The following is a 16,218-nucleotide window of genomic DNA, read 5'->3' as shown; positions in this document are numbered from 1 at the left end:
TCATCCGTGAAGTTTGAGTATTTACGAATATAATAGTTAGATAGATTAAGCTTGTACTTCTTCTGAGTGACTTTTTCTTCCTGTTGTGCTATAATTCCGGTATAATGGAAGTACAGGAGGTGTTGAAGTTGAGTTTCGATTTTGATATCAGCGTACGCATCAAGGACAAGCGAACCGGTGACATCATCTCCGGTCCGAAAGTGATCCCTGCGCCTGCAAGTGATTATGCTGGCTATGAAGAAATCTGCTGGTGGGCCAGCAGTCTGTTCATTGATCTTCCACCGGCTATTTTCAGAATATGCGGAAAATATATGGGAAAACAGTATCTGCTTGAAGAAGGAGCAGAAGGAAATGCCTATACCTCTGTACCGAGAGTTGCTCTGCGTGAAATATGTTCCTATATATTTAGCAGAAGCTGTGTGCCGGATTCTGAACTGACTGAGGAAAGAAGCTGTTCGTGGTGGGAAGGTTACGAGGTTACAAACCAAGCCAAAGCAGAAGAACTGAAAGATTTCTTGTGGTCTCTTGAATATATTGAAAATCGAAATGAAGATGCTGGAATTGCAGAGAAGTTTATCACCGATCTCAAGAAAAGAGAAGAGTTTAAAAGCAATCCGCAGGGATATGAGTTTGAGTTTATGCTCAATTATCATTACTGCCGTCCCAGATAATAATTGTATTGCACGAAAACTTAATAAAAACTAAGCACTTGTCCAAACAGACAGGTGCTTTTTTATGCCTTATAAATGGCTGTATTTAGCGGAGTGTCCAAGTGTCCGCAAAAAGTCTCCTATATAATAGAAAAAACAGCTCGCCCGTGATGGGCGAACTGCAAATCATATTATTTCAGGAACATTTCAAGATTTGAAATATGTTCAAGCTGAAGCTGATCTGTGACATGAGCGTAAAGATCGAGGCTTATCTGAATAGAACTATGACCGAGTAATCTGCTGAGAGTCTTTATATCCATACCGCTCTCCAGACTACGGGTAGCAAATGTATGCCTGATTCCGTGAAAGTTGATGATACGGATATTATATCTTTTAAGCATACACTTGAAAGTTTTCTGGAAATTCCGCGGATCTATGGGCTGTCCGTTTTGCGATATAAACACAAGTCCGATATCCGGATAGCCGTTCTCAGCCAACCATCGCTCCTGCTCCTGACGATGAACATAAAGCTTTTGAGCTATCTCAGGCAGCAGAGGTATCGTCCTGACAGAATAGCTTGTCTTGGGAGTGCTGAATATAAGGAGCGTCTTTTGAGGACTACTTTTATCAGGGTTTCTGATACGTGAGATAGTCTGATCAATTTTGATGTAGCTTGTTCCGTTGAAATCGAAGTGGACATTTTTCCACGGAAGTCCAAGCAACTCACCCATACGCAGTCCGGTATAGAGATCAAGCAGCACCGCCATTCCAAGCCTCTCATCCGGCAGATGCTTTTGAAGCTCAGTCTGCTCTTCCACTGTGAAGAATTTGCGTTCATGTTTGACAAGCTTGGGCGGAGTCACAAAATCAGCGATGTTGCGGTTAATATATTGCATTTTGTATGCCTTGTCCAGAGATGTGTGGATCATCGTATGAAGATTATGCATCGTCTTTGGACTGAGACCGCCTTTGCCTATAAGCTTGCCATTCCTGAACTTTTCCTGATAAAAGCGCTGTACGATCATAGGATTCAGGTCGCATAGCTTGATATTGCCTATAGTAGGCTTTATATGCTTTTCTATGTATGTTTCGTAGTTGATTACAGTTGTCTGCTTTAATACACCGCGGCAATACATATCAAGCCAGATATTCATCCATTCATAAAGAGTGATTTTTGAAGGCTCAGTGTAGTCTCCGTACTTTACTTCATTCAATAATTTATTGACTTTTTCTGTGACCTCATGTTTTGTTTTGCCAGATAAGTATTTACGTTTTGGCACGCCGTTTTCGCAGTAAAGAGTAACAGCTCCACGCCAAAGCCCCTTTTTATCTTTATAAATACTACCTTCATTGTTTGCTTTTTTTGTCATAAGCATTTGCCTCTCTGGATATAGGTTTCCATTTATTAACTGTCCGAGAATGTGCCGGTGAAGCTTTAAAAAGCTCCGCAGTAACTCTCATACACATCCTCTCCAAGTATATACTTTACATCATGTAGAGCCTCTCGGAGCAGGTTGGTATCCATAAGCATCTCTTCGATTTCGTCGCAGGTATAGCCGTAGTCAAGCAAAAGTTCTACATCAGAGCTATCGACTCCATAGCAGCCACAGTAGGCGAGAAGTATTTCCTCATGTATGTTATAATAAGGAGAGTCCTCATAGTCATACCATGATCCGTATTTTGAGCAGTAAACCTTAGGCTCGAACTTTGACCTTGTGGTTTTTCCGTTCCTGTCGATGCGGAGAATATCACCTTCCTCAGTCTCTATACGCTTTGATTCGAACTTATGAAGCCCCATCTGTTTCAAAGCCTTCTTCATAATGCTTTCAGTGCTTGCATATACATATAAGCCTATTGTCTCAAAGTGGATCAGGTACATCGGATTGCTTCCTTTGACGATATATAAGCTATTATACTGGTCGAGCACCGTGAATGTGAAGTTGCCTTCGACTGTCTCCGCCATGTACTTGAGGCTGTCGAAGTCGAGCTTTCCCTGCTTCTCTATCAACTGTACGCCGATATAACTGTCGGTATCTATATATGTATTTGGGATTACTCCGTCCTTACGTAGCTCCTTATCATTCCACAGCACTCCATTGTGCGCGAAGGCGAATTCTGTATCAGCATGACCTGCGAAAGGATGATTATTGTAGTTTTGCTTCTTATCGCCCTGAGTAGCGAGCCTGGTATGTCCCATAACTGCTGTTGTTCCCTCAGGCGGATTAAGATGAAGCTTGTGAGCTGCTTTTGCGCGCTTGAATATTACTACCTTTCCGTCCTTTATGTAGGAGATTCCTGTGGCATCAGTGCCGCGTTCCTCCGCAGCAACTGCAAGAGATTGAGTCAACTTTTTCAATATTTTATGTGGGACTATGCCTTGGTAGTCAAGATAACCAAACAATGAACACATTTTCATACCTCCTTATTTAAGCAAGTCTATAAAGTCATTCGGATGTTCCATTTTCTGTATCCTTTTCAGGACGCGGTTGATTTTTCCACTTAGATGGCAGGCCGCAATGATAGTCACAAGCCTGAGAATTACCTGGGCGTCTGAATATTTGAAGTTTGATATGGGTAATTTCGGGATTTTTTCCATAATTTCTGATGGTTTCATCATTATAATTCCTCCTGATCCTCAACGTCTTCGTTGATGTATAATTTCCTTTCTTTGAGATAGTGCACAAGCTCTGTGGCTTCTATAGTGCTGACAAAGTCTGACCATGATTGCTTTTCAATCTGATCCTCTGTCATGTTCATGGCAATATCGCATATAGCATCAACCAATTCTAAAGCCGCGATGAGTGTGTTATGCTTCAAAGTACCGCGGAACAGTCTGAATTCTATGGTTGCCCAGTTCATAACGTTGACAGCAGCATATCTGCCATTGTTGCCTTTTTTAGCCTTATCCAAGATCTCACGGCCTGTCTTTTCATAACCGTACCTGGCAGCCCAACGGTTCATCGAATACTCACTCCGCCTACTGAACTTCAAAAGCTCAGCCCAGTGCTTTTCAACGAAAAACAAGATATGGCTGATTACCAGTTCCTGCTCATCGGTTGTATCTCCGAAACTGCTTCTGTTTACATGGATATGGAGTCCACAGGTGCTTGTCTGATGGCTTCGATATCCCAGATATATAGCCTTTTTCATGATATCTTCCCAACAGAATTGCTTATGATATTCAAGGCTCATTGGATGCGTTACAATTTCAAGTCCGTCGTCAAGACTGCCGTCACCTTTGATGTAGATGTGTTCGCTGTTTCCATCTGAATTGGCTATTTTAAGCAGTTCATCAGCGTTATCTGAGTCTTTTCCCGCTCCATCAATCTCTAGCTCAATTCCGAAAAAGCGCTTAGAATCACCATGGAATATCGGCTCTGGCTTGTAGCCGTAGTCGTGGATACTACGCGATTTATCGACTTCATCGTGGTAACATTCCGAGCAGTAGTCGTATCCGTCGAGGTGATAGGCATCATCTTCGTGTAAAAGGGCATCACAGCAGGAGCAACGGGTATAATGATTCTCGTAACAGTGATGGCATAGAGTCGTATATTCATCCCCATAGCTATCATTTGTCCAGATAACTGTACCACAACGGTCACAGGCAGTTGTGTGGTGCTCATAACAGTCTGTACAGACTACCTCGCCGTTGACTTCTTCGTAGTCTTCATCTTCATCAATAAGTGCTCCGCAGTGTGAGCAATAAAGCGCATTTTTATTGTTTTCTTCCATTTTTAGACCTCCATAAAATAGTGAAGCCGTCCCGAAGGACGGCTATTTTGTTGATATTCATTTGTCGCTGCCGATAAGACCGATAGCTATTCTTGCTCCGAGTTTCAGTCCGGAGCGTATCCCTGTATTGAATGCCGCAGCCGTGAGATCAGCTGCAATATCCTCAATCTCAGTTGCCTTTTTTATCGGGAACTCCCTTACCAGCTCATTGAGCATTGCAGTTGCTTTCAGATAATCGCTGTTGTTGCAAAGCTGCGAATCCAGCGTGAGAGCGAACTTCTCAGCCAGTTCATCAAGTATATCCATTTTCCTCACCTCCCGAAAACCAGATATAACAGAAAAACCGCTCCCGAAGGAGCGGCATCAATGTTCAGTATTCACTTGCGAGCAGCATTGTGCTGTGGTCGCCGTCATCAATGATGTACAGCTTTTCGGTTATCGGTGTATCTGACGGTATCATGTAAACCTGTCGATATTCAGGTTCTTCTGAGCTGTGTATTATAGACTGCATTGGACCTGACCGACTAAGCTCAAAGACCTGTAGATAGTCTTTCGGAGCAGGCATACGCTCAACACACTCCCAAAGGAATAGCTGCAATTCAATAGGTATAGTGCTGTCAACTCCGCAGGTCAGATATCGCTTATTCATGAACATTGTCGTTTCCTCCTTTCTCTGAAAATGAATAAAGATAGTGGTGATAATAATTACTATCATTGAAATAATATATACTTCAGATTCGGAAAAAAAAGGAATTATGCATGTGATACTGCTTTTGCTTGACAGTCATTTACTTAAATGCTATAATTATGCCAAAAGAGGAGGTGCCTTAGAAATGTACAATAAGCTTTTAAAACCAATATCTTTATTAATTGCTGCAGCAATGCTGCTGCCGACTGTATCTTGCAGCAATAAGAAATCAGATGATATTTTTTCAGACATTAAACTATCAGAATCCGAGCAATCGTGGTCGAATAAAAACGAAAAATATTCAGAACTCCTTGAAACTTATGGCTCAAAAAAGTGTAACGGTGTCATGGCAGTTGCAACAGATGATGATATCGTGTATCTGTATTGCGAAGATACTGCTGAAAAAGACGGTAAAACGCCTGTATCTCAGGATACTGTTTTTGACATTGCTTCAGTAAGCAAGACATTCACCGCTGTATGTATATTGCAGCTTCAGGAAAAAGACAAGCTAAGTATTGATGATACTCTTGACAAGTATTTCCCTGAGTATGAAAAAGGAAAAGACATTACGATATATAATCTCTTGCACATGAATTCAGGTATCCCTGATTATATGAACAATCCCGATCCATTCTGGAATATTTCGGGTGCTGAAGCGGCAGACAAACAGCTTAGCGATATCCTTCAGGATAAAACCACCGATGAACAGTTTCTTGAGGCGTTGTATAATGCACCATTAATGTTCGAGCCCGGCACTCAATTCAGCTACAGCAATACGAATTACCGCCTGCTGGCGTTCATTATTGAACAGGTAACAGGTATGAAGTACTGCGACTATGTTCAAAAGAATATATTTGATAAGTGCGGCATGAAAAAGACCACTTCAATGGCAAAGGACGATATGACATATGTACCTGTGGATTTTGAGGAGCAGGCGGCTTACGGCTTTACTGACGAAAACGGTTATCCTGTCTGTCCAAATAACTCCAGAGGTGACGGCGGAATACATTCATGTGTTTCAGATATGATAGCTTTTGACCGTGCTCTGTTCGGAGGAAAGCTTCTCAGCAAGAATTCTATGGAGATACTTCTGAAAGATGATGACAGCTATTGCTGCGGACTTAACCAAGATAAAAACGGCTACTCTCATGATGGTTCATCGCTTTCCTGTTCTGCAAATAACAAGATAATTGAATCCGACGAACTCGGATATGTCTATGTGATAACCCTTGAACGTACAGGCAATTCGGTTCAGAACGGTGCCGATATTATTGCTGAGCCTTTGGAAGATACAGGCTATACCAGAGGAACTGTAAAAGACGGCGTGTATATCAATGAATATGCAGATATAAAAATGACTTTACCTGAAGGATATGAGAGCATTGAAGTCGAAGATTTGCCTTCGGTAATGTCAGGCTTTGAAAAAGAAGATAAAAGGATCGAATCTGCTAAAAGGTGTGACAACCTGTTTTATGATGGCAACGGCAGCGGAAATGCCATAGAGATCAGTTTTCTGAATACAAAGCTGGGTGTTCCGGATGACAGTGACTATACCGAAGAAGAATACCTTGATGATTACATTGAACTTATGGCTCGTGCAGGTGAGGATGATGAAGACGGATGGACTATAAAAAGCAAAGACATAAACAAAGCCATACTAGGAGGCAAAGAATATGTCAGGGCAAAGTCCGTTATCGACTATCATGGTAATACAGAATTCAATTACTTTGCGAGAAAGATCGATGATGAGCTTATGTATATTATTACCATGAGTATCAATAATGACGAGTCCGTTTCCGATTTTGAAAAGCTGTTTGAATAATCATGTAATAATAACCATTATGTCAAAATATTACCGCCCCATTACGGGGCGGCAAAACGATATATAACAAATAAAGGCGGTGATACTTTAGTATCACTGCAAAATGAAATGAGGCTAATTTATCAGCTGTAAAGGGGCATATCTATGGACTATACCGGAATATTTACTAAAGCGATCGAGAATAAAAGCAGCTATGATTTTGAAACTGTACGAAAGGACATAAACTCCCATAGCAGTTTTTACTGTGGTGACTGGGACGCATGGGCGGATATTCACTGGTATAGACTTACTCCTGAAAGAGTTGTCAGCTATGATAAATGCTACGGCTTTCTTTGTGCAGAATATCCTGTTGCGCTGCTAACAGAGTACTGTCCGCAGGAATTGAAAAGTTTATTAGATGAACTTCGTATTCTCAATACTATTCTTGAAGAACCAATGAGCTGTGATGAGAATATTCTTCGTCAGTATATTCGTTACCCTATGGTCTTTGATGAAACGTTTATTGATAAATGCGATTACAGTTGTGATGATGAACGTTTTGCGATGGTGCTAAAAAGGCTGGAAACAGGCAAGAAGTATTATATCGATTCAAGTTGTTTTATGATGGATGAGATACGATAGGAGCTACATTGTCCATGATAGAAAAGCTCTCTTTGTTATACTGAATATTTTGAAATCCTCTCGATAATTCGGGAGGATTTTTTATTCTGAATTTTGTACTAATATGTAAATTCCGTATTACGTTTGTTCTATACTTATATCCTGTAATTAATATATTTAATATTAAGATGTATTCCAACTGGGTATAGTCCGAGAGTATAGAATCAACACATATGGAATTAATACTATGTTAGGAGTGATCTACATGAAAGATCAGAAACAAACAACAATCAAAAGAGAACCAAAGGATCCAAAGGTACCTTTACCGCTGAAAGTACCGCTGTCTCTGTTTAACGAGTTGGATCAGGAAGCAAAGGAAAAGGGAGTTCCAAGATCCGATGTAGCATTAGACAGACTCAAGCACTATCCAGTTCCGCTTACACCAGCTTTGATGTATGAACTGGAGAATGCAAAGAACAAGAAATATGGCGATTTAAAACCAGATATGCCGCAGGAGGCACTACAAACATATGAGGAGGTTGCAATACTATGGAGACGTTTAAAGTGATATACCACACATTAGGGGATGATGAGTGCTTAAAACATGTCGTGAATTATCCTATTGGGAAGGATCAGGTGCTGAAAGAAGGCTTTGGTGTCAATCCTAATGATTCTTTGGAAGCCATGCAACAGTTCAAAAAGGTTTCAGAATATTGGGGTAACCAGGATAAAACTCCTTGCTTTCATTACATGACCTCATTTACAGAGGAAACTGCTCCTACTGCTGAAAAAGCTATGGAGCTTACAAAGGAGATATTCAAGGATATTTCAGAAAGTCATCTGACAGCGATGGGAACGCACTATAAGGTCCGTGACGGGGGTATATACCACTCTCATACAGTTACAAGTCCCACCAATATCAATGACGGTTCAATGCTTTATGGTGATTATAAAACTAACTATGCATTGGCACAGAGAGTTGCGGACGTTACCGGTCAGCCTACTAAGTTGGTCATCTATAAGGAAAACGGCGAAGAAAAGGAATGCCCTATGATATTCGTTCCTCGTGATATTGAGGAATAATCGTATGGTTTTATCAAAGCAGCAGTGAGACTGTAAAGACGTGTGTTTATAATAATCAGCTTTTTCATTGGTATATATTCTCCTTTGGTTACTACGGCTAAATATATCTTTTTCCCGATTTCTGCATGACTGAAGAACATGGAGACACCTTGAAAACTTAACAATTGCATGGTATAATGAATGAAAATACGATGATCATTTTGCAGAAGGGAGATCGGACATGGAGCTGACAACTGACGAACAGATCACAATGATAAACGGGCGGTCCTTTTTCGGCATGGGCGAACTGCCGCATAAGGAAGTCCCTCGTATTCAGATGCTTGACGGAGGAACAGGTCTCAATTTTGAGCAGCTGTTCGGTGATATAATGGAAAAGGCTGATCGTCCCGAAAGAGGTACAGCTGTATTCAGAAAAGTGCTTGAGAATTTCTATAGACCTGATCTGCTTGATACTCGGGAAGAGGTTGAATTATACAACTGGCTCTGTGAACAGCTCCGGTCAATAATACCCGAGAAGACAGCCCCCGGCTGTTATCCGCCGGGTATGCTGCTTGGTGCATCATGGGATCCTGAGACAGTTTATCAGGTAGGTCAGACACTTGGACATGATGCACGGGCGTATGGTATTCATGTGCTGCTTGGTACACCGAACATAAATCTTCATCGGGACCTCAGGGCAGGACGACTGTTTGAAGGCTACTCCGAGGATCCTTACCTTATTACGAAGCTTGCTCCCGAGCTTGTAAAAGGTGTACAGTCTCAGGGAGTTGCGGCAAATGTGAAGCATTTTGCAGCCAACAATCAGGAGACTAACCGTCAGGGGATAAATGAGATAATTCCGGAGAGAGCCCTTTACGAGCTTTATCTTCCCGGATTTGAGGCTTGTGTCAAAGCAGGCTGTGCAACCGTAATGGCTGCATATAATCAGATAAACGGTGTACCGTGTACTGAGAACAAGTGGCTGCTGACAGAGCTTCTCCGTGAAGACTGGGGCTTTAAGGGGCTTGTTATGAGCGATTGGGGAGCCGTGTATCATCCTGCCGAAGCAGTTAATGCAGGCTGTGATGTGAATATGCCGGGGCCTGTTTCACCTGAAGCACTCAGAAAAGCACTGGCAGACGGAACGCTTGAGCCTGATAAGCTTGCAGGATCGGCAGAACGTGCCGCTAATCTTGCACGGAAATATGTATTGCCGCCAACAGGGCATATTGATACAGAAATGACCGACCGAGCCGCTTATAAAGCTGCAGCAGAGGGTATTGTCATGTTGAAAAACTCCCCCTGTTCAGCCGACTCCGAACAAAAATGCTGTCCGCTGCCTGCTCCTTCGAGAATTGCACTTATGGGTACAATGGGCGGAGAACTGCTGACCTGCGGAGAGGGGAGTGCATGTGTCCGTACTGATCGTAATACCGACTTATGTTCAGAATTGCACAGGCATTTTGAAGATGTCCGTCAGGGACTGTATGACGGTTCTGATACGATCATATATGTCCTTAATGTTGCAGGGCAGGAGGGCAACGACCGAAAAACTTTATCCGTTGATAATGATGAAGCGGAACGTATAAGCGAGATTTGCGGATATGCAAAGCAGAAAGGTATGCGCTCCGTTCTTATACTGAATACATCAGGACCTGTTACAGGTGAAGTATTTGATCTGTATGATGCTGTATTCTGGGTCTCGCTGCCGGGAATGCAGGGAGCTGCCGCAATTGCTGATATACTCTGCGGAAATGTAAATCCGTCAGGACGTCTGCCGCTGTCATTCCCGTACAGTGAGGATAATATGCCGACGTATCTTAACTTTCCCGGTGACGGTATGACTGTAAACTACGGAGAAGGTATTTTTGTTGGCTATCGTTATTATGCAACACGCTTTCATCGCAATCCCAAAGTCGATTATGCCAGGTACTATTTGGGTTACGGACTTTCCTATTCCACTTTTGAGGTGCGTGGCCTTCGCGTCGAAAGCGGCGATATCGAAAACGGCCTTGAACTGACAGCAGATGTGAAAAATACAGGCGAGATCGCAGGAAAGACTGTAGTACAGATCTATGTGCATGATCCTGAGTCAACCCTGACAAAGCCTGTATGTGAACTCTGTGCATTTAAAAAGGTATATGCAGAACCACATCAGACAGTAACAGTACACCTTCATATTGACAGGCGCTCCTTTGAAAGCTGGGATCCTGATCTTCATGAATGGACGCTTGAGGACGGCGAATATCTACTGAATGCGACAGTTGAGTCTCCTGACTCCATCGACTGGGACAATTCTTACGGTATAATTCTGAGATATGACGGTGAATCACCATACAGCTGGGGTGAGCATACAAGCATAAAGGAAATATATGAAAATCCTGATCTGAAGTCTGCACTCTTCAGCTTTTATCAGTCTCACGGTCTTTCATGGGAGAGCATACTCTCAACGTACCAGTACACTGCAATGGATAGCATCGGGAAGGTGCTGAATAACTCGGGATGTTCTGCTGAGGTGTATGCAGAGTTCATCAGTACATTACGACAGATGCGCTATTTGAAACCATGACCGTATTGCAAATGCCGGAGATTATGGTATGGAGCAGGCTTTATACCTGATACTATGCTCATTGAGAACCGTCAGAAAGGCAGGAAGTATTATCTTTTTGACCTTTATGAAGCAGATTAATTTTTGAAGATCAATATTACGGTACCGCCTGCGGGCGGTACTTCTGCTTATATATTCCTTTGCCTGTTATTTGAGTTTCTGAAATAGATATTATTATAGTGAATAAGAGCGAATAATAATCGCTGAACAGGCGAAAACATAATAATCCTCCCTTCGGGGAGGACAGCTGTGACAAGTTGGATTCTAAATCAGTATATCCAGAGGATTAGGAGGTTAACATGAAAATATGAGAGAGATTTTGGTTTCCCGGTTTGAGACGTTTACTGATGACTTTCACTTCGACGATAACAAAAGCATCTGTAATATTGCTGTCAATACCAAGGAGCAAACTATCAGTTTCACAGTGGAATCTGGAGATCTTCCAAAGATATATGTGATTCTGATGATCATGAGCGTCAACAAGACGTGGCTCCAAATAGTAGATATCTTCGAAGTGCCTGCTGATATGAGCCGATACTTCTTGCTGACGCGCTGGCTCAGCTTTGACGCATCCGACTACTATCTCTGTCATGAGGGGGATAATGGAGTGCCTGTGATAGATAGGTGCCTGTTCAAATGTGGCGATGATAGAGGCATTAGTTTGTGTATCTTGTCGCCGTTAGATTACCTGATGCTCGTGGAATATGATTCCCGTTTTGGATTTTCAACGCCCAAAAGCAGGCTCAAAGAGCTTCGAGAAGACTATGGCTTTAGATACATTAAATAGAAAAGCAGGGGCTCATATGAGCCCCTGCTAATTCTTAAGCATATATGATTGCTATTGTATCTTGCTGCCACCCCCATTCAACCACAGTGAAGTCTTTTCTTTCAAAGGTATTGAGCTGCTGCGGCTCGATGTTTACTGCATCTTCAAAGGGAACATATGCCATAAAGATACGGAGCAGGCTGTCATGGGCGGGATTGATGTTCAGCTTGACTGAATTAGTATAGGCATCGCCTTGAATCTGAGACGTAAAATAAGTATAACTTGGCGATACCCATGAAAAGTTATTCTTATCTGCAATCAGAGTATTGAATTCGTTTTCGCTTATGTTTGGGTCATCATGAGAATACTGTCCTGCATATGATAATCACGGAATTTTTGCTGATAAAGCGCATCTCACTAAGAGAACGGTCACACAGAAATATTCAAGTGATCAATTTGATATGTAAGAACATATTGCTTCTAATGTATCATCAGAATAATGGAGACCGTCATCGATAAATCCAGCCTTACCTCCGACTATATCCTGAACTGTTGTGAATCTGCCTTGCAGGGAAGGACTTGATGAGCAGGCACTTCCGAGCTTTTCATTATACTCCTGAACGTAACGGTTGAAAACGTCCTGAGGTGTGCCAAACAGATCACCGATGAGCCAGCATCCGTCAAATCCGATAACATAAACCTCCGGGTGATATGTGATACCATTCATCTCATATGACATAGAAGCAAGCTTTTCAGCGGTATTTATTGCTGCGCTGATATATGATGAATTATTATTGTTCCAGCAATCATAGTCGTTTACTGTAGCAAAAAAGAATATTGTACTTTTTTGACAGCTTCTGATCTGTGACTGGAAACACTGTTCAACATCTCGGAGATGTTCGTCAGTCATTATACCTCCATAGCCGGAAATATAGTGACCTCCCCAGACAGCAAAGTCTGCAAAATCATTCAGACCTGCTCGGTACTGGTAGATCCCAAGCTGACAGCATCTGCTGTCGCCAATAACTATCCTTCCGGAATTATAGGCGGGCGAGCTGTCAGGTGTATGGAAATAGTCCTGATTTATGCCGGTTGCTCCTTCTGCTTCAAGCAGTCCGTCCGGATAACCGGTGTACTCTGCCCATAAAGTATAATCAGAGAATGCGTCAAATCTTGTGATCTGATCGTTCTGAGCTTCTGTTGCTGCTTCTGCAGGCTGTTCAGTTGTAAAATCCGGGGGTATGTCAGTATCCTCAGGCACAGTGGTATTTACCGTAACAGCTTCTGCATGAGTCTGAGCGGCAGTTTGACTGCCGCTCGTGGTAGTTGATGTTACAGTTGTTGAAATAAAATGCGTTGTGCCTGCAGTTGTGTTAACCGCTGCAGTAGTCTGCTCAGTGCCGGTTACAGTGTTTTCCGGGACCTTGCCGCAGGACGCAAATAAGCCTGCAAGCGCAAAAAGTATAACTGCGATCTCAATATGCCTCATATCATTACCTTTTCATCACTCAAAATCGATAAACGAACCGTCTATCCAGCCGTAGTAGTCACCGTCGTCAGCGTCCTTTATCTCATACCATGTGATACCCATTGTATTGCAGTATCTTGTGGCTTTGATATGCCAGCCGTTTCCGAGGCTGTCCCGTAGAGTCTGCCATTCTCCGCCGGTTATATAATCCAGAGTAATACTCGGCAGAGTTCCGCCGCGAGTATTTATCCTGCCATATTTTGAGCAGTCATAAAGTGTTACACCGTTCACTTCTGTGGCTGAGCCGCTTGGTTTTGTTGAAACATACTCAGAGCTTACATAGCCCTTTTCATTTTTGTAATAAACGATATACCAGCCGCTGACACCGGATTCATAGCAGTTGATCTTGGCGTTTCTCGGGATATTAGCGAGGATCGGTGAGCTGATGTTGGGCTGAGAACGCAGGTTGAGGCCTGTGGATTCTGTGGTGACATATCTTTCGCCTATTCTCTTTAAACTGAAATCGATAAACTCGGAATCCACCCAACCGTAATAATCTCCGTCATCTGCATCCCATAACTCATACCAGATCAATCCATAGGCTGAACAGAAGCTTTTTGCTGAAATGTTCCAGCCGTTTTCGAGGTCAAGACGCTGTTCGGCCTTCTTTCCGCCGTTAAGAACATAGTCTGTTGTATAGCTGTAAACATATTTTGCACCTTTGCTGTTTATAACACCTGACAGATCCACTGATTCTTTCGATGTCTGGTTTGTTGGGGCAGTGACTGTTTCCTGTTGGATAGCCGGTTTTGTTGCTGCATTATCTGTGGAAATTTCGGTATCATCAGGTTCGGTTGTCGTATATGATGTAACATTTTCAGGAACAGTCGTTTCTGTTGTCGTGACTACGGCAGCTGTATCTGAATTATCGTCTTTTTTCTCCTTTTTCTGAGAAATAAAAACACCAAACAATATGCCGAATGCAAGAACTAATACGATCAAAGCAACAACAAGGATTGGAACAAGAGGTGATTTTTTCTCCTCTTCATAGCTGAATTGTCTCGGTGCAGGCTGAGGCTGCATAGGTGCAGGCGTGGCAGGCGGTGGATATAGGAGAGCAGCTGCAACAGGTTTCTCAGCTCTATTGCTTACATAGCCCATATCTGTTTCATCAGATTCATCGAAGGCGGGTGCATCAGATGTTTCTTCCTCATCAAGGGCGGGGACATCAGAAGATTCATCCTCGTCAAAGAAGGCGCTTTCATCAGGAATATCTTCCTCATCGTAAGCCGTATCGTCAGAAGCTGCTTCCTTGTCCGGAGTATTCATAGCCTTTTCATAAAGCTCGTCAAAGCTTTCAGCGCCTGCTGCTTCCTCAATAAAGCCGGCTGTGTCTGTTGCTGCATCTGAATCATCATAAGCTTCATCGATAGCGTCATTTACGTCCTCTATGACATCATCAGCAGGAGAATTGCTGCTGTCAGCTTTTTTTCGCTGAGCAGCTAATGCTGCTGCCTTGCCTTTAAGTCCTGCAAAAGCTGCTCCGGCTTTTTCCTTTGCAAATGCAGCTTTTTCGGCAGCATCGTCAGATTTGGCGTATTCAACGGCACTGCCGGCAGCATTTTTAGCAGCTCCGCCGATCTTTTTAGCAGCACCTGCAAGCAGACCGGCACCTTTATGAGCCGCTTCTGAAATATTGAAATTGCTGCCCGGAGCTTGATCCGTTTTTGATTTTGCTGCAGATGAATTGCCCGAAGGCCATATGTTACCGGCACCGGGGCTTTGTTTTCCCCAATTCTCCGGAAGACTGTTTCCTTTTTTCCATGAATCGGGAACGCTCTTATTCTGTCCCCAGCCTTCCGGCATTTTATTGTTATTACTCATTTAAATCACCCTTTAAGGTTCATCAAGCCCTCCGTTAGGAGGACGACATCTTCTCAGTCTTCTGAAGCCTTTTTTCACACCTTTGAAAACACCGTATTTTAGTACTGAGATACGCATATATTCAGAACAGCTCGGTGTAAAAAGACAGGCTGCCCGAATAGTTTTAGGGGCGAATCTCTGATACATGAATATCATAAGAAGTATGATGTTTTTAGTCTGCGTGATAAGGAAAAGCAGTATCACGACTGTCAATAAAATGGTATACTGCCATGTTCGGAGACTTCTGCAAAAAATCACTGTCAATGCTATCAGCAGTGAGAATATCACTATTTGAAGTGCCTCTTTATACAGCCCGAATTTTGGACGGATAACTGCTTTTTTGATATCGTCCTTACGTTTATTTCTGAAGGCTTCAATTATTTCTTCATCTGTCATTGCTGATCATTTTTGTTGAACATTCCCTTTACGGAATTAAAATTGTTTAAAGCACCCTGCTTTGCCGACTGGAATTTGCTGCCTATTGTCGGCTTTTCTTCCTCAGGTCGGTTTATCGGGTATGTATTGCCGCAGTGAGGGCAAAAACCGTAATTAACATTTGTGTATTCTTCTTTTGTATCATAAAGCGGTATTCCACTTATGATAGCCCAGCAGCCACCAGTAATGGTCAGCAGACAGCCGTCCTTTAATCCTATAGCTGCACATCCGATCCTCGATTTGCTGCTTACAGTTTCGCTGATGATAACGGCAGAATTAGTGTCGCAGAATGGACAATACATATCTCTTTCAATTACTACAAGTTTACTTCTCTCCATAATAGTGCCTCCTTTGGTGACATAACAACGTGAAAATGTTATAATTGTTTTAATGATGCCGCAAATTTCTACAATTTACGACATCATTTTTATATTTAAATTATAACATTTATATTCGATATAATC

17 protein-coding genes are annotated in these 16,218 nt (G+C 42.5%); 7 read left to right on the top strand and 10 right to left on the bottom strand.

The features are described from left to right. Positions 1-128: 128 nt before the first annotated feature. A complete protein-coding gene (locus tag DSZ37_RS09735) occupies positions 129-671 on the top strand; it encodes a hypothetical protein (protein ID WP_109726717.1) in 543 nt (180 codons plus the stop codon). A 170-nt stretch (positions 672-841) separates the two neighbouring features. On the opposite strand, the gene DSZ37_RS09730 is transcribed toward DSZ37_RS09735, so the two are convergent. The 6 genes from DSZ37_RS09730 to DSZ37_RS09705 form a co-directional block, all read right to left on the bottom strand. Continuing rightward, entirely contained in the window at positions 842-2,020 is a 1,179-nt protein-coding gene (locus DSZ37_RS09730; protein ID WP_109726801.1) for a site-specific integrase, read from the bottom strand. 65 nt (positions 2,021-2,085) lie between these two features. After that, positions 2,086-3,060: a class II glutamine amidotransferase gene (locus DSZ37_RS09725; protein WP_109726716.1), complete on the bottom strand. Its 975-nt coding sequence runs from the start codon at positions 3,058-3,060 to the stop codon at positions 2,086-2,088. Positions 3,061-3,072: 12 nt separating this feature from the next. Then, positions 3,073-3,267: a hypothetical protein gene (locus DSZ37_RS09720; RefSeq protein ID WP_109726715.1), complete on the bottom strand. Its 195-nt coding sequence runs from the start codon at positions 3,265-3,267 to the stop codon at positions 3,073-3,075. Further along, positions 3,267-4,382 (bottom strand): amidoligase family protein, encoded by a 1,116-nt coding sequence (locus DSZ37_RS09715; protein ID WP_109726714.1) that lies wholly within the window; start codon positions 4,380-4,382, stop codon positions 3,267-3,269. Before DSZ37_RS09715 ends, DSZ37_RS09720 begins: the two co-directional genes overlap by 1 nt. 57 nt (positions 4,383-4,439) lie before the next feature. Continuing rightward, positions 4,440-4,688: a hypothetical protein gene (locus DSZ37_RS09710; RefSeq protein ID WP_109726713.1), complete on the bottom strand. Its 249-nt coding sequence runs from the start codon at positions 4,686-4,688 to the stop codon at positions 4,440-4,442. Between the two features lie 64 nt (positions 4,689-4,752). After that, positions 4,753-5,037 (bottom strand): DUF960 domain-containing protein, encoded by a 285-nt coding sequence (locus DSZ37_RS09705; RefSeq protein WP_109726712.1) that lies wholly within the window; start codon positions 5,035-5,037, stop codon positions 4,753-4,755. Between the two features lie 379 nt (positions 5,038-5,416). Here DSZ37_RS09705 and DSZ37_RS09700 point away from each other — a divergent pair, with 379 nt between their 5' ends. The 6 genes from DSZ37_RS09700 to DSZ37_RS09675 all read left to right on the top strand — a co-directional run bounded on the left by DSZ37_RS09700 (position 5,417) and on the right by DSZ37_RS09675 (position 11,949). After that, entirely contained in the window at positions 5,417-6,892 is a 1,476-nt protein-coding gene (locus DSZ37_RS09700) for a serine hydrolase domain-containing protein (RefSeq protein WP_181380293.1), read from the top strand. A 144-nt stretch (positions 6,893-7,036) separates the two neighbouring features. Then, positions 7,037-7,513 carry a hypothetical protein gene (locus tag DSZ37_RS09695; protein WP_109726710.1) on the top strand — a complete coding sequence of 159 codons (477 nt, stop codon included), beginning with the start codon at positions 7,037-7,039 and terminating at the stop codon, positions 7,511-7,513. Between the two features lie 244 nt (positions 7,514-7,757). Then, on the top strand, positions 7,758-8,060 hold the full coding sequence (locus DSZ37_RS09690; protein ID WP_109726709.1) for a hypothetical protein: 303 nt from the start codon (positions 7,758-7,760) through the stop codon (positions 8,058-8,060). Further along, on the top strand, positions 8,042-8,575 hold the full coding sequence (locus DSZ37_RS09685) for a relaxase/mobilization nuclease domain-containing protein (protein WP_109726708.1): 534 nt from the start codon (positions 8,042-8,044) through the stop codon (positions 8,573-8,575). Before DSZ37_RS09690 ends, DSZ37_RS09685 begins: the two co-directional genes overlap by 19 nt. A gap of 220 nt (positions 8,576-8,795) precedes the next feature. Continuing rightward, complete coding sequence (locus tag DSZ37_RS09680) at positions 8,796-11,123, top strand: glycoside hydrolase family 3 N-terminal domain-containing protein (protein WP_109726707.1); 2,328 nt, start codon at positions 8,796-8,798, stop codon at positions 11,121-11,123. Positions 11,124-11,469: 346 nt separating this feature from the next. Then, on the top strand, positions 11,470-11,949 hold the full coding sequence (locus DSZ37_RS09675; RefSeq protein ID WP_109726706.1) for a hypothetical protein: 480 nt from the start codon (positions 11,470-11,472) through the stop codon (positions 11,947-11,949). A 430-nt stretch (positions 11,950-12,379) separates the two neighbouring features. Here the strand turns inward: DSZ37_RS09675 and DSZ37_RS09665 are convergent, their stop codons facing one another. Genes DSZ37_RS09665 through DSZ37_RS09650 form a run of 4 tightly spaced genes read right to left on the bottom strand, consistent with a single transcriptional unit; the run spans position 12,380 to position 16,092 of the window. Further along, positions 12,380-13,417, bottom strand: a complete 1,038-nt coding sequence (locus tag DSZ37_RS09665; RefSeq protein ID WP_109726705.1) for a hypothetical protein — start codon at positions 13,415-13,417, stop codon at positions 12,380-12,382. 15 nt (positions 13,418-13,432) lie between these two features. After that, entirely contained in the window at positions 13,433-15,280 is a 1,848-nt protein-coding gene (locus DSZ37_RS09660) for an SH3 domain-containing protein (protein WP_109726704.1), read from the bottom strand. Between the two features lie 12 nt (positions 15,281-15,292). Continuing rightward, positions 15,293-15,715, bottom strand: a complete 423-nt coding sequence (yidD, locus tag DSZ37_RS18225) for a membrane protein insertion efficiency factor YidD (RefSeq protein ID WP_109726703.1) — start codon at positions 15,713-15,715, stop codon at positions 15,293-15,295. Then, positions 15,712-16,092, bottom strand: a complete 381-nt coding sequence (locus DSZ37_RS09650; protein WP_109726702.1) for a hypothetical protein — start codon at positions 16,090-16,092, stop codon at positions 15,712-15,714. Before DSZ37_RS09650 ends, yidD begins: the two co-directional genes overlap by 4 nt. Between the last annotated feature and the right edge of the window lie 126 nt (positions 16,093-16,218).

Origin of the sequence: Ruminococcus flavefaciens (assembly GCF_900116855.1) — a bacterium.
In the GTDB taxonomy this organism is placed as follows: Bacteria; Bacillota; Clostridia; order Oscillospirales; family Ruminococcaceae; genus Ruminococcus; species Ruminococcus flavefaciens_R.
Note: the sequence above shows the minus strand (reverse complement) of the source record. Positions and strands in the feature narration are given on the sequence as shown.

Excerpts from the sequence above, each read along its gene's own strand:
- DSZ37_RS09685 (WP_109726708.1), top strand. The coding sequence starts at position 8,042 with ATGGAGACGTTTAAAGTGATATACCACACATTAGGGGATGATGAGTGC.
- DSZ37_RS09700 (WP_181380293.1), top strand. The coding sequence starts at position 5,417 with ATGGCAGTTGCAACAGATGATGATATCGTGTATCTGTATTGCGAAGAT.
- DSZ37_RS09725 (WP_109726716.1), bottom strand. The coding sequence starts at position 3,060 with ATGTGTTCATTGTTTGGTTATCTTGACTACCAAGGCATAGTCCCACAT.
- DSZ37_RS09665 (WP_109726705.1), bottom strand. The coding sequence starts at position 13,417 with ATGAGGCATATTGAGATCGCAGTTATACTTTTTGCGCTTGCAGGCTTA.
- DSZ37_RS09720 (WP_109726715.1), bottom strand. The coding sequence starts at position 3,267 with ATGATGAAACCATCAGAAATTATGGAAAAAATCCCGAAATTACCCATA.
- DSZ37_RS09730 (WP_109726801.1), bottom strand. The coding sequence starts at position 2,020 with ATGACAAAAAAAGCAAACAATGAAGGTAGTATTTATAAAGATAAAAAG.
- DSZ37_RS09675 (WP_109726706.1), top strand. The coding sequence starts at position 11,470 with ATGAGAGAGATTTTGGTTTCCCGGTTTGAGACGTTTACTGATGACTTT.
- yidD (WP_109726703.1), bottom strand. The coding sequence starts at position 15,715 with ATGACAGATGAAGAAATAATTGAAGCCTTCAGAAATAAACGTAAGGAC.
- DSZ37_RS09710 (WP_109726713.1), bottom strand. The coding sequence starts at position 4,688 with ATGGATATACTTGATGAACTGGCTGAGAAGTTCGCTCTCACGCTGGAT.
- DSZ37_RS09690 (WP_109726709.1), top strand. The coding sequence starts at position 7,758 with ATGAAAGATCAGAAACAAACAACAATCAAAAGAGAACCAAAGGATCCA.
- DSZ37_RS09680 (WP_109726707.1), top strand. The coding sequence starts at position 8,796 with ATGGAGCTGACAACTGACGAACAGATCACAATGATAAACGGGCGGTCC.
- DSZ37_RS09695 (WP_109726710.1), top strand. The coding sequence starts at position 7,037 with ATGGACTATACCGGAATATTTACTAAAGCGATCGAGAATAAAAGCAGC.
- DSZ37_RS09650 (WP_109726702.1), bottom strand. The coding sequence starts at position 16,092 with ATGGAGAGAAGTAAACTTGTAGTAATTGAAAGAGATATGTATTGTCCA.
- DSZ37_RS09715 (WP_109726714.1), bottom strand. The coding sequence starts at position 4,382 with ATGGAAGAAAACAATAAAAATGCGCTTTATTGCTCACACTGCGGAGCA.
- DSZ37_RS09705 (WP_109726712.1), bottom strand. The coding sequence starts at position 5,037 with ATGTTCATGAATAAGCGATATCTGACCTGCGGAGTTGACAGCACTATA.
- DSZ37_RS09660 (WP_109726704.1), bottom strand. The coding sequence starts at position 15,280 with ATGAGTAATAACAATAAAATGCCGGAAGGCTGGGGACAGAATAAGAGC.